Source organism: Neptuniibacter sp. QD48_11, from assembly GCF_047778095.1.
Lineage (GTDB): Bacteria > Pseudomonadota > Gammaproteobacteria > Pseudomonadales > Balneatricaceae > Neptuniibacter.
Map to the genome: position 1 here is coordinate 1,186,347 of NZ_CP180551.1, position 12,544 is coordinate 1,198,890.

Sequence of the window (12,544 nt, forward strand, 5' to 3'; positions counted from 1 at the left end):
AGCGCTGTTCAATTATAAAAGCGCATAATCTGGAAGGAGATCGGTATGTTTGAGTTAGCGGATAGCATTCCTCAAAGCGCCGTAATTAAAGTTGTAGGTGTCGGCGGTGGCGGCGGTAACGCTGTTCAGCACATGGTTAGCTCTGCAGTAGATGGTGTTGAGTTTATCTGTGCAAACACAGACGCCCAAGCTTTGGATAACATGCATTCTAAAACAGTTATCCAGATCGGTGGCGAACTAACTAAAGGTCTTGGTGCGGGTGCAAACCCAGAAGTTGGCCGTCAGGCTGCACTTGAAGATCGTGAGCGTTTAGCTGAAATGCTAGATGGTGCGGACATGGTATTTATCACGGCTGGTATGGGCGGTGGTACAGGTACTGGTGCAGCGCCAATCGTAGCTGAAGTTGCGCGTAGCCTAGGTATTTTAACAGTTGCTGTAGTAACTAAGCCGTTTTCATTTGAAGGTCGTAAACGCCTTAAAATTGCGGACGAAGGTATACAGGAACTGAAAGAGAATGTTGATTCTTTGATCATCATTCCGAATGAAAAGTTACTTCCAGTACTGGGTAAAAACACCAGTCTGATTAATGCTTTCAATACATGTAACGATGTATTGAAAGGCGCGGTGCAAGGTATCGCTGATCTGATTATCCGTCCGGGTATGATCAACGTCGACTTTGCAGATGTGCGCACCGTTATGTCTGAAATGGGCATGGCGATGATGGGTAGCGGTAGTGGCCGTGGCGAAGACCGTGCGACTGAAGCGACGGAAGCTGCGATTAATAGTCCTTTGCTAGAAGACGTAGACCTGAAGGGGGCGAGTGGTATTTTGGTAAATATCACCGCTGGTCTTGATCTGAGCTTAGGCGAGTTCTCGGAAGTGGGTAACATCGTTGAAGAGTATGCTTCCGAGAACGCCACTATCGTTGTAGGTACTGTTATTGATCCTGAGCTTACTGACGAGCTTACAGTAACAGTGGTTGCAACAGGCTTGGGGCGAGCTGAACAGCAGCATGTAGAAGTTGTTAACACAGGCACTGGTCGTGCATCTGCTGTTGCAACAGCTGCGGGCGCTGCGTCTGATTTCGATCAGCTAGAGTTGCCAGCTGTCATGCGTACTGCTCGAGATTCCCAGCCAAAAGAACGTGCTCAACCAGTAGAGATTCATCGCGAAGTAGAATCTGAACAGCCAGTTATGCAAAAGACTGGTACTGACGACATGGAATTCTTAGACATTCCTGCATTCCTACGTCGTCAAGCTGACTAATTAAACATCTTATACCTTCCAGGTATTACTTGGCCCGGTTTTCTATAACCGGGCCTTTTTTATCTCTGCTATTTCTGTTTTCTGCGTTGTTTGTCGGAATACATTCTTTCATCTGCAATCTGTAATAGATCTTTTGCTTCATCAGCATCGGACTCGCCTGGGTATTCCACGCTGCCATAGCTAAACTTCGCAATGATGCCTTGGCCTTTATAGTGATAAGGGCTGTTGTGTGCGATCTCTTCTATACGTTGAATAAGCTCACTTGCTACATCCTGCGAACTGTCTGGTAACAGGATGATGAATTCATCACCTCCATACCGAATGACCTTGTCTGTCGTGCGCAGGTTTTCGGATAGAATCTGGCAGAAGTGAATCAGAATGCAATCGCCAGCATGATGACCAAATACGTCATTGATCTGCTTAAAACCATTCATATCAATCATGCTGATGGTTAAAGGCCGATTCTGCCGATCAGCTCTAGATCTCTCTTCATCGAGTAATCGCTCTAACTGATGACGGCTGTAAGTTCCCGTTAACTTATCGTAGATAGATAGCTCTTCTACTTGCTGAAATGCAGTCTGTAATAACGCTTGTTGCGAGTTAAAAGAGTGCTCAATGCTATTGATCTCTTCTAGCTCTGAGTCGAGCGCCAACTTTTCATTAAGGTTGTGGTGACCTTCAGTTTCTTTAAGCTTTCTTTCTAGGCGTTTTAAAGGTTTAACTATATGGGCAAAAAGATCGCGAGAGAGAAAGAGGTAGGAAGAGATAACGGTAATAGAGAAGACTAAGAATAAACCCATCAGAACTTCGCTTACAGGAAGGCGGACTCTGTGTGCGGGAAAGGTCACGTCCAACACGCCAGCTATCTCACCTTGGTGTGCTTCGGTATGACAGGCTAAGCACTCCTGTTTGAATCTGAAAGCATGGTAATAATGAATCTGATCCAGCGATTCGATCTGAGTTGCATCCTGTTTGCTGCCTAACAGCTGGCTTATCTTTTCGGTGATTGCTCGATCACCACCAAACTGCTGCTGAACAGCTGCCCCGCGGTACATGCTATAGGTGATATCGGGTGCATCCTCATTCATTGAATCCATGAGCTGATTAACTTCCTCATAGCTGGTGCCCTGATTCATCGCTTGGCGCAGATCTTTAAATACTAACTGTCCAAGATATTGACCCTCTTGCCGAAGATCCTTTTCGATAGAAAGAAAGATCAATGCAAATACGATCATGGCTGCAAATAAGCAGCTAATCAAAGCAGCTCGATAGAGGGAGTTGAATAGTGTGCTTTTAAGGTCAGTTATAGGCCGCATTTTATATTTATAATTTTTTATTTTTGAGCGTTTAGTTTACTCACAGTTGTTCAGTGTACAACCAATAAAACTAGGCTATTTATTGATCCTTTGATATTTGTAGTATGAATTACTGAAATTGTTGGTCTTTTTTAACCAAACCGCTTGCGGTCAGTCAGTGCTGTGATACAATTCGCGCCGCGTTGGTGTTGAGCATATCAGCTCCACTAATTGCAGGATGGTCAGGTGTCCGAGTGGCCGAAGGAGCACGCCTGGAAAGTGTGTATACGGAAACGTATCGAGGGTTCGAATCCCTCCCTGACCGCCATCTCTATGTTTTATAGAGATTTTATTGTCCCGTAACATGCTGATATTAAATGGCTTACAGGCTTTTTTGATATCATGTAGTCCCATAAAGTGTTGTAACATCCCAAATTTTAAGTAACACTGAATGTAACATCGGTTCATCTCTTTCTCTCAGTGTTACATCATGGCCAGAAAAACATTACCTCTTACAAATACACAGGTTAAGAATGCTAAGCCTTCTGTAAAAGAATATAACCTTGCAGACGGTGATGGCCTTGCTCTTAGAGTAAAGCCAAACGGCTCTAAAATCTGGATCTTCAATTACACCCGCCCTTACACTAAGAAACGAGCAAATATTTCATTTGGCACTTACCCTGAAGTTTCGATTGCTGCTGCTCGTAAAAAGCGCTTTGAGGCTCGTGCTCTTATTGCTGATGGCGTCGACCCTAAGCAGAAGCGGGATACAGATCGTCAGGAGCAGGTTTTTAAGCAAGTAAATACGCTTGCTGCTGTAGTGGAATCTTGGTTCGAGATAAAGAGGGCGACAATAAGTCCGGATTATGCAGAAGACATAATTAATTCTTTACATAACCATGTCCTTCCCAAGCTTGGTAGCTACCCTGTTGCAGAAATAACAGCGCCATCAGTAATTGATGTGCTCAAGCCGTTGGCTGGATCTGGCAAATTAGAAATGACAAAGCGTATTTGTTCGCGTCTGAATCAGGTAATGACTTTCGCAACAAATACCGGTCTAATTCAGGCAAATCCACTTGCAGGGATTAAGCACGCCTTTGAATCCCCATCTGTAACGAATAATCCTACGCTCAAACCTGATGAATTACCTTTGCTCATGTCACAAGTTGCCGATGCTAACATTCGAGTGATTACTCGGCATCTTATTCGTTGGCAATTACATACTATGACAAGGCCGGGTGAGGCAGCTGGTGCTAGATGGGAAGAGATCGACCTTGATAAAGGTATTTGGGTTATTCCTGCAGAGCGGATGAAGAAACGTAAGGAGCATGTTGTTCCATTAACCCGACAAACGATTTCTATTCTGGAAAAATTAAAACTCTATAGTGCGAATAGCCCTTACTTATTTCCAAGTGATATTTCTGCAAAGAAACCAGTAAACGCCTCTACCGCCAATGTTGCTTTGAAGAGGATGGGGTTCAAGGATCGATTAACCGCTCACGGCATGCGCTCGATTGCGAGTACCGCATTGAATGAACAAGGTTTTGACCCTGATCTTGTTGAAGCGGCATTAGCTCATACTGATAAGAACCAAGTGCGAGCCACTTATAACAAAGCCAATTATATAGACCGTCGAAGAGAGATGATGCAATGGTGGTCTGATCTAATCACCAAAGCTCAATCTGATAGTTTATAGTTTTTCTTTACTCCGTTTGAATCCACTGTTTCATCATAATGCAATTTTTAACTGTTTCATGGTGATACATATAGGAAATGCATCACCGTGATGTATTAGGCTATGCATAACAATCTGTTTTTGAAGGGTTATATTTTATTTTGTTCGTGAGTATTGTATGCCTAACTTGGTTAACCAAGTTTCAAAATTGGCATATTAAAATAGACGGATTCTTGTAATAGGCCAGACCATCCATTTGTGTAATATGGGAGTCTGACGCTATGTCTAACATCTTCTTTTACGATTTCTTCGAAGCTGCTTATCGCGATGCTAAGCGAGCATACCCTGATCTTTGTCATGAGCATGAAAAAGCCTGGTTACACCCTGCGATAAAAGCTTCTGGGTCTGATGCTCTGCGTGAAATGCAATTGATTAAGTCTCGTTTCAAGCTCCCTGAAGAATACATTTCTCATTGCTTGAAGCAGGGAGTTGCTATTCATCCGGCTATTGCCGTACCTATTGCGGTTGGGCGCATTCCCAATAAAGATAAGTATGAGATTGAAGAGCGCGATAATGGTATGTCTGTTCGGGAAATATACGGTCAGATGTTCTATGAATATGAATTAGCACGTGATGAATGTTTGCCACGTGACAAAGACTACGCTATTGCGGTTGAGTTTCTAGATTCATTTTCAGAAGTCGACCGTCCTAATATAAAGCCTGAAACCCTTATCAGGTATCGAAACCTTTGGATAGAGCGGTTGGAGCGGAAAAAATTGGATTAGTTTTTGTCTCATAAAATCCAATGACTCTAATAGCATTTTCTTACCCTGTTGGGACAATAAGGTCTCTATTAGTCCCATAAAGGAGCATTATCGATGCAAGAAAATGATCCGTTTCCTTCAGTAGGGTTTGTGCGTTTGTCGCAAATCCTGGAGGTTTATCCCATTTCTAAAAGTCGTTGGTGGGCTGGCGTAAAAGAAGGGCGCTTGCCTTCCCCTGTGCGTCTTGGTCCACGCACGACCGCTTGGAAGGTAGAAGATATTCGTAAATTGATTGAGGAGACAGGAAATAATATCCACTAACAGTGGTTCCGAAATTGTATCAGCAGTTTTTGTATGCCAAAGCTGGCTACAGCACTAATGTTACAAGCCCCTAGAGTGTTATTAGTATAAACAAAAACACTCGGTTATTAATATTATTGTAATCCTCAACAGAGGATTACTGAATTGATCTTCAATTAATGCTGCGAAGCATAATGGAGAAGTATGAAGTTAATTATTAGTAACAAGCATGATGTAGTTATTGGCAAAAAGTTGCCAAGCTTAATCTTAAGTAATGCTGTGAAGCATGACGGAGTAACAATGAAATCTATTATTAATAGCGGTGATTACCGCATCCTTAACAATACCTACCGCATCATCCCTTGGAAAAAGGGAGAGTCTTATTATCATGAAATTCTAGAACGTTCGTCTCAACAGCTTGAGGCGATGCTTAGCTATCATTCTAAAGTTCATGTCATCCGTTATGATCTTCATGTGTCTAAATACACAGAAGCTAATGAGGATCTATCCAAGTTTATGCGAGCGCTCAATCAGCGATTAAAGCGCAAATATGGGCATGTTCGATTGGGCTATGTTTGGTGTCGGGAGCAAAACCTGAGTAACAAGCAGCATTATCATCTCGCCCTTATGATTAACGGTAATCTGTTCAAGTCATCGCATACAATCTCGGCTATAGTTGATGAACTTTGGACTCGTTTGGGCCATCCGGTCACTTATAAGCCTGATAATCACATCTATAAGATTCAACGAGGAGACGAAGTGGTTGCTCGCGCAGCTTTTGAGCGCATGGCCTATATGGCCAAAGTGCGAACTAAAGGCAAGCGTAAAGGACCTGTGAACGATTATTCAACCAGCCGCTTAAAAGCTAAATGGCTTTTACATTAATTTGCTAATGATTTCGTATAAGAGAGATTAGATGACTGGTTCGGGCCGAGGTAAATGGTATCGTCTAGGGACGAAACCGTGTTTGGAGGATTACCCGCGTTTGGCGATTAAGGACCTAAAAGATATGGGTATTTTTGAAAAGCCTATGTCAGGTGCTTTGACTTGGGGAGATAAGCAACATCCATGGTTATCGGTGCGTTTTACTTCTACACTGGCTAGTTTATCGATCTCTTCCAGAAAACTGGGGCTCTTTGAGCCCCAATTTATCGACATTGATAAGACCCACTGTAATTTTGGCGGTTACAGAATGTGGTTTATATGCCCTGACTGCAATAAGCGTTGTGCGTTTATCTATTCAATGGGGCATCAGTTTTTATGTAGGGCGTGCCACGGGGTTGGCTACCGATCGCAACGAATGACATCTAGTCAGCGTCGTTATAGTAAGCTTAATAAGCTGGAGCAGCGCCTCTTTGAAAAAAGGGGCGATATTAGAGTTAAACCTAAGGGTATGCACTGGCGAACGTTTGCTGAGCTGCATAAAGTTTACTTACAACTGAGCAAATAGCTTTAACTTTAAAGGGAATTTAGTTGGGATGATTATTAATGGGAAGTCAGTAGCAGAATATTTGGAAGCGCTGAATGATACTGTTAGTGAGACCGAAAAGAACTTTGAACATCAAAATCTAGGCGTTGAAGTAGAGTTAGAACTTCCTCAAGTTGCATCAGATGATCCTATCGTCAGTGCGCATGGTACTTGCTTTATCAAATTTGCAGTGCCAAAAGAGAGCAATATCATTCCAGACTCGTTACTGACTAAGTTGCTTTGCAGCATACGTAACCGAATTGGATCTTCCTTTAGATCATAGTTTCGGGGAGAGGGGATAGATGCTTATTGCCAATGGCTACCATACTAACTGCTTTGATTAATATAGTTTTTTGAATTAACAGGCATTCGGAATTGATGCGACAATTTTTGTCGCTTTAATAAGGGATAATTGTTTCTGGTAAATCTATGATGCAAAACTAACCTGAAGAATAAGGTAATTAATATGCCAAGACTTATCCAGCATATAGATGCAATTTCAAGGTCTAAAAAAAGAGATGTCCTATGGGTTTTCTTTGGTTCATACGAAGTAGAGGAAGGCATAAAGTATTTGAAACCAGCTGATCTCTATTACGAACATAACCTTCAAAGAGTAAAGGTTATTGAGTGGTTGACAGAAAACAATATCTCTTATGAACCATGCGGTTATCATGCTGATGAGTCTTGTATGCGATCTTATGATGGTCAGCTATACGTTGACATACCATTTGATCGCACAGACCCAATTTATTTGAAACTTGAGCGTTATCTTGAAAAACCCGATGGGTCTATGCGACTACCGGGTGTAATTTTTATGGCCACAAGTTATGAGAAAGCTCTAGCTAATAGGCACCATGATGAACCTGGTTTTTGGGAGAGATGGGCGGAAACGTTCTAACGTAAATGACCGGTTTACCGCTCTAAGGGATTAGTATGTCAGATACATTGGTGCGGCAGCTTGAGATGCTTCGCTGTTTACCACATTGGCCCGGGAAAACAAATACAGCTACGTTACAGGAAAAATTATCCTCTTCAGGGTTTGAAGTATCTGTAAGGACGATCCAACGTGATTTACAGAAGCTTTCAAGGTTTTTCCCGATAGCCTCTGATGAGATTTCCAGTCACCTTGGCTGGTATTGGATGAAAGGGGCTGAGTCATTCAATCCTTTTCATATGCCTCCACATATTGCTATGACTTTCCAGCTGGTGGAGCGTTTTTCCCAATCACTTTTGCCACAATCATCAGTGAGCTATCTATCACCTTACTTCAAAACTGCGGATGACACACTTTTAGAGCTATCTGATAATTCACTCGCTAACTGGGCAGAAAAGGTTTTTATCTCTCAAAGAGTACAACCAACACTGCCCCCTGTTATCTCTGAAGAGGTTTATTATGCTGTCTATCTGGCCCTGCTAGAAGAGAGGAAAATAAACCTAACATACCATTCACTTGGGAGCTCTGAGAGTAGAACTGCGGTGGTTAATCCGTTGGCTGTGCTAGTAAGAGAGCCGATTATCTATCTTGTGTGCACTTTCTGGGATTATGAGGATGTTAGGCAGATACCTCTTCATCGCATATGTCAGGCAGAAGTATTAGATGAAACCGCAGTAATTGATTCTGACTTTAAGGTAGCTGAGTTTGTCAGAAGCTCAGATCAAGACATCGTTCTAAATGACGAAATTAAGCTGGTTGCAAAGTTGTCCCCAGTGCAGGGCGAATACTTATTAGAATCTCCATTGTCGGATTCGCAAGAGATTACTAAAGGGGATGAATGGTATTCGCTGAAGGCTGAAGTTAAAGATACGATGCAACTTCGCCGGTGGATACTGAGCTTGACTGGTGATATGGAGATTGTAGAGCCTATAGCGCTTCGTGATGAAATCGCAGCAACTGTCCGCAAACAGTCTCAAATGTATAAATGAATTTATTGTTAGGACTCCAGGTATCGCTACTCAGTAGCGTTGGAAGCGACTTAAGGAATAAGTAAAGATGTTATACCGTGCAATTGACAGATCGGACTATAAAGCAGGAAAAGTTTACTACCCATATCCGACCAAACGTCTACCAAGTAATGTCCCATATGTAGTTGATAACCTATGGGAATGGGCAAAGCCTAGTGAATACCCTTCAAGACGGCATGCTGCCTATGCTAGCCCCTGCCCTAAGCAAGCCAGTGAGTCGTCAGTAGCGAATGATCCGGTGGTGTGTACTCTGGAGTGGCACGGAGAGAGAAAGGTTGCACAGCATAGAGTAGTAGCTGATGCAAAGGAGCACAGGGATGTAAGACAGCTACCCAAGTTACTGCTTAACATTCTTGGTAGAGAGTGGCCATCACTCCCACTAGAAGATAAAGGTACCGAAGGGTTGCTTTGGGTGCCAGGATTAGGCGCTTCTGAAGTTCAGCAGATCCTTGAATCAGGGGTGTTCCAGAATCATATTGAAGAGCTGAAGGCAGCTATCAATTTCTGGGATGAGGCAGAGCTAATAAGCAATTCTTCACCTGATAGTAGCTCTAGTGGTGAGCTATTTTTTGAATATAACGGTGGTTATTCGTTAAATATACTCACTTAAGGGTTAACAGTTTTTTCTATGCGGATGTTTAATGAAAAGCAGAATCCTTTTGGTATCACAATCATCAACCTGAACACTCAAAGAGAGCTCATTAGTACGGTTCATAAACATGAGATGCGGGGAGGGAGTGAACTGCTTGTAAGGACGGTAGATGTACCGCGTGATTGGAACGATGTGGATGAGTTAGCCCGTTGTGTCATTGGTAATGAAACACAAGTAAAGGAGTACATCACAGATCATCATACCGAAGGATGTGATTCTTTCTCAGGGCTTTATTTATGTGAGATTCAAGGTTCCTCTATAGAGGAGAATGCTCATCCTGCTCAGTTGAAAATCCTCGGACAAAGATTTGATTCCTTCTATGTTCATTCCAGCGGGAGCTATGCAGATTCTTATTTTGGGCAGATGATCTCTGACATACTTCTGCGCAGGTGTATTCCCGGAATTGATTTTTGTCACATTAGAGAGTTATTGCAGGGAGCAGGTGAAGTAAAGGAGATAAGTTTCAGTTGTGTGGGCGAGCACAGGATTGATGATTCACTCAACTTACTAACAAAAGAGTTATCCCGTCTAGATGATGTGAAACGTTTGTTCGTGACAGCTGTAGCGCATGTATTCAATCCTGGTGAGGTGTCTCTGATTACAGAGAAGTTATCAGTAAATCTGGATGTAGGGTTTATGGCATCCACGTGTTATACGAATGACAAACTGAATAGTGATGAGCTCCAAATTATATGCCTTTATTCCTTAGAGGAAAGGTTTACTGATGCTGATGATAAATTTTCTGAACTGATAGTTTCTAAGCAAAGTGGGCCTTTGCCCAATTATAAAAGCTAACCGACAGTAAATCATTTATATGATGTTCTTTGGCTCTAAACCTAGGTCCATGTAGATTGCTAATATTCCATAGTGCTGGAAGAAATCCTGCCATTCATCGCATTCTAGTAAAAGTGAGTCTTTTCCAATATCGATAGATATAGCTCCTTGATATCTTGAACAGGTTGCGTCGACGAGTTTACTTAGCTGTAAGCGGTACTGATGATCATCATAAACGGTGTAAACTTTCCCGCCCCAATTTGATGAAGGAACTAAGTACATACAGGAACGGTCTTGACTCAGGACTGAATGTAACATGTTAATCTCCTGAATGAGGGGATGTTTTGGTTTTTATATTAAGTCATTAGTATGCATCGGCAGGAGACAGTTCTTGTCGCATCGGATATGGAGAGAGCAATGATTGTTGGTGATACAGTACCAAAGAGAAAAGACAGTCTAGCTTTATTGGTAATGGAGCAATTAAAAAAGCAGGGTATTGATGTGAATCTAGTGAGAAATCGCACTAACTCTGAGGGTCATAAAGATCAGGTAGTACTCGAGTCAGAGCTAGGTTTGATTCACGTTGTTGCGTCGAACTGCGTTGACCCTAATGGCACATTTGCTACTGGCCCCTATATAGAAGAATCACAAACGTATCTTGTCGATAAAGACTACGTTGCTTACGGATGGAATACCAAAGATAAACGTACATTCGTAATGTTTGTAGATCCGGCAGATGTTAAAGGCAAGGAAAGTCTCAGTAAGAGTGAGATCCGGGATCTGAGGAACAAAGATTTGAGCTTTGTGGTGAAGTAAAATTTTCCAGCTAATTTTCTAATGATTTGTCAGTGAAATAGCTATAAACCTGTTCCCAGTAGTCATCGTTGTGTGATTCCCATTCAGAGATCCCGGAATCATCAACTTTGACTATGAAGTATTTCTTGCCGTAAGTATGGATGGGCCATCTTTGTAAATCCCCCATAAGATATAAAGGAGTGCTAAGGGGAGGAGAATTAAGGTCAACATTCCTAAAAGGGTATAAGCCCACAGGCCAGGAGTGTCTTCAACATACATAGAGCTGATCATGTTTGACCTTTAAATAACATTCTTGAGGAACAAGCTCAGTTGACTCTACTTCAAGGAATTCAACTAATCGTGGGTGAATCCATTCGTTAGGTGCACCGCATTGTGGGCAAGCTTCTGCGATTGAAGCAATCTCTGAGGTGCAATAGGTGCATTGGATAAGAGTTGTATTGATACAAATGATTTCCGAGGCTGATACTTCACTTACTTCTTCACCGCAGAATCCACAAATTTTTCTGACAGGGTAGCTCTGGCCGACAACCACGAATATGATGATTAATGGGAGCCAACCATCACCGCACTCATCCCCATGACTATCAAAGGGGAAAATTCCATTAGTCTTCCTCAGAGGGTAGTTGTTTTTAATTTTTAAAGAAAAACTCATCATCTTTCTCTAATAGAGAGTTCTTTGGGGAGGAGGTTAACTTAATGGGTTGATTGTTTTTTGTATGTTTATATCGTGTAAAAAGTTCTTCTTCCTTAACCGGAACTCCGCTGTACACAAAGCCATCTGGCATTGAACTTTTGAATGTCAAATTCCTATCTTCGGTAGTGGTGATAGTGGCGAACCTAAGCAGATGATGAATTACAGTAGAAATTTTATCCCTCTGGGCTTCTAGGCTGAGTTCATCCCACGCTCCATCATTTTCATTTAGTCGCATTAACTCGTTTTCTATCACTTTGAGGGGAACGACATGTTCCTTCTTAATGTATCCTTTACCTGTTCCTTTTAGTTTTTTTGCTTCTTCAGATACATATTGATTGAATGCAATTTTATCGTGAGCTGCGTTTATTTTATTTCGATTGGTGACATACCCATAGTAGTAACAGAAATATTGATCAACGAAGTGCCTAAGGTGTTTAGGGTTATCATTTCTATGTGTTATTTCTAGGGCTATGTGGTCTAGTTCAATGTCTGCCATTTTTACTAGTTTTTCTCGGGAATGCATTTGTGTAAGTCCTTTCAGCCTAGAGAATAGAGTTCTTTTCTTGTTTATAGAGTCTATTTTTTTGGCAGTAATGGCAACAGCCGTGGTGCTTGCAGCCATGTGAGGGGTAGTTCTCAGAGAAGGCTTCAGCTTCTCTCAGGATCTTCTTAAAGTGTTTCTTACTTCTACGATATGTTCGAGCCATTATGTACAAATTTCTTCAGGCTTATTTACAAATAATGTTAATCGTTAGATGCGTCAATATTTGTCGCATATCGTTTTTATTCATACGAGGTCTGAAGTGATTTTGTAAATTTTCGAAAATTCTAAATAGGGTAGAGGTTTTTCAAAAAATGAGCTGTATTAGAGTTATGTC

Annotated in this window: 16 protein-coding genes and 1 tRNA gene; 13 read left to right on the top strand and 4 right to left on the bottom strand. The window is 41.9% G+C overall.

What is annotated here, in order from left to right; all coding sequences use genetic code 11:
• Positions 1-45 precede the first annotated feature (45 nt).
• The gene (gene ftsZ / locus ACMXYU_RS05335; RefSeq protein WP_415888695.1) at positions 46-1,266 is read left to right on the top strand and encodes a cell division protein FtsZ; all 1,221 of its coding nucleotides are present in this window, start codon (positions 46-48) and stop codon (positions 1,264-1,266) included.
• A 68-nt stretch (positions 1,267-1,334) separates the two neighbouring features.
• On the opposite strand, the gene ACMXYU_RS05340 is transcribed toward ftsZ, so the two are convergent.
• The gene (locus ACMXYU_RS05340; protein ID WP_415900538.1) at positions 1,335-2,582 is read right to left on the bottom strand and encodes a GGDEF domain-containing protein; all 1,248 of its coding nucleotides are present in this window, start codon (positions 2,580-2,582) and stop codon (positions 1,335-1,337) included.
• Positions 2,583-2,801: 219 nt separating this feature from the next.
• Here ACMXYU_RS05340 and ACMXYU_RS05345 point away from each other — a divergent pair.
• The 11 genes from ACMXYU_RS05345 to ACMXYU_RS05395 all read left to right on the top strand — a co-directional run bounded on the left by ACMXYU_RS05345 (position 2,802) and on the right by ACMXYU_RS05395 (position 10,177).
• Positions 2,802-2,889 (top strand) — tRNA-Ser (locus ACMXYU_RS05345).
• A gap of 162 nt (positions 2,890-3,051) precedes the next feature.
• The gene (locus ACMXYU_RS05350) at positions 3,052-4,257 is read left to right on the top strand and encodes an integrase domain-containing protein (RefSeq protein WP_415900539.1); all 1,206 of its coding nucleotides are present in this window, start codon (positions 3,052-3,054) and stop codon (positions 4,255-4,257) included.
• 260 nt (positions 4,258-4,517) lie between these two features.
• On the top strand, positions 4,518-5,021 hold the full coding sequence (locus ACMXYU_RS05355) for a hypothetical protein (protein ID WP_415900540.1): 504 nt from the start codon (positions 4,518-4,520) through the stop codon (positions 5,019-5,021).
• Positions 5,022-5,114: 93 nt separating this feature from the next.
• A complete protein-coding gene (locus tag ACMXYU_RS05360; protein ID WP_415900541.1) occupies positions 5,115-5,321 on the top strand; it encodes a helix-turn-helix transcriptional regulator in 207 nt (68 codons plus the stop codon).
• Positions 5,322-5,504: 183 nt separating this feature from the next.
• Positions 5,505-6,185, top strand: a complete 681-nt coding sequence (locus tag ACMXYU_RS05365) for an inovirus-type Gp2 protein (RefSeq protein WP_415900542.1) — start codon at positions 5,505-5,507, stop codon at positions 6,183-6,185.
• 31 nt (positions 6,186-6,216) lie between these two features.
• Positions 6,217-6,750 (top strand): hypothetical protein, encoded by a 534-nt coding sequence (locus tag ACMXYU_RS05370; protein WP_415900543.1) that lies wholly within the window; start codon positions 6,217-6,219, stop codon positions 6,748-6,750.
• A 28-nt stretch (positions 6,751-6,778) separates the two neighbouring features.
• On the top strand, positions 6,779-7,051 hold the full coding sequence (locus ACMXYU_RS05375) for a hypothetical protein (RefSeq protein ID WP_415900544.1): 273 nt from the start codon (positions 6,779-6,781) through the stop codon (positions 7,049-7,051).
• 183 nt (positions 7,052-7,234) lie between these two features.
• Positions 7,235-7,666 carry a hypothetical protein gene (locus ACMXYU_RS05380; RefSeq protein WP_415900545.1) on the top strand — a complete coding sequence of 144 codons (432 nt, stop codon included), beginning with the start codon at positions 7,235-7,237 and terminating at the stop codon, positions 7,664-7,666.
• A gap of 35 nt (positions 7,667-7,701) precedes the next feature.
• The gene (locus ACMXYU_RS05385; RefSeq protein WP_415900546.1) at positions 7,702-8,691 is read left to right on the top strand and encodes a helix-turn-helix transcriptional regulator; all 990 of its coding nucleotides are present in this window, start codon (positions 7,702-7,704) and stop codon (positions 8,689-8,691) included.
• Between the two features lie 67 nt (positions 8,692-8,758).
• A complete protein-coding gene (locus tag ACMXYU_RS05390) occupies positions 8,759-9,340 on the top strand; it encodes a hypothetical protein (protein WP_415900547.1) in 582 nt (193 codons plus the stop codon).
• Between the two features lie 24 nt (positions 9,341-9,364).
• Positions 9,365-10,177 carry a hypothetical protein gene (locus tag ACMXYU_RS05395; protein ID WP_415900549.1) on the top strand — a complete coding sequence of 271 codons (813 nt, stop codon included), beginning with the start codon at positions 9,365-9,367 and terminating at the stop codon, positions 10,175-10,177.
• A gap of 15 nt (positions 10,178-10,192) precedes the next feature.
• Here ACMXYU_RS05395 and ACMXYU_RS05400 read toward each other — a convergent pair whose 3' ends face one another.
• The gene (locus tag ACMXYU_RS05400) at positions 10,193-10,474 is read right to left on the bottom strand and encodes a hypothetical protein (RefSeq protein ID WP_415900550.1); all 282 of its coding nucleotides are present in this window, start codon (positions 10,472-10,474) and stop codon (positions 10,193-10,195) included.
• Positions 10,475-10,525: 51 nt separating this feature from the next.
• Between ACMXYU_RS05400 and ACMXYU_RS05405 the strand changes: the two genes are divergently transcribed.
• Positions 10,526-10,972, top strand: coding sequence for a hypothetical protein (locus ACMXYU_RS05405; protein WP_415900551.1), 447 nt, complete (start codon positions 10,526-10,528; stop codon positions 10,970-10,972).
• A 247-nt stretch (positions 10,973-11,219) separates the two neighbouring features.
• On the opposite strand, the gene ACMXYU_RS05410 is transcribed toward ACMXYU_RS05405, so the two are convergent.
• Both ACMXYU_RS05410 and ACMXYU_RS05415 read right to left on the bottom strand, forming a co-directional pair.
• Positions 11,220-11,624, bottom strand: coding sequence for a hypothetical protein (locus ACMXYU_RS05410; RefSeq protein ID WP_415900552.1), 405 nt, complete (start codon positions 11,622-11,624; stop codon positions 11,220-11,222).
• Positions 11,602-12,288, bottom strand: a complete 687-nt coding sequence (locus ACMXYU_RS05415; protein ID WP_415900553.1) for a hypothetical protein — start codon at positions 12,286-12,288, stop codon at positions 11,602-11,604. Before ACMXYU_RS05415 ends, ACMXYU_RS05410 begins: the two co-directional genes overlap by 23 nt.
• Positions 12,289-12,544 lie beyond the last annotated feature (256 nt).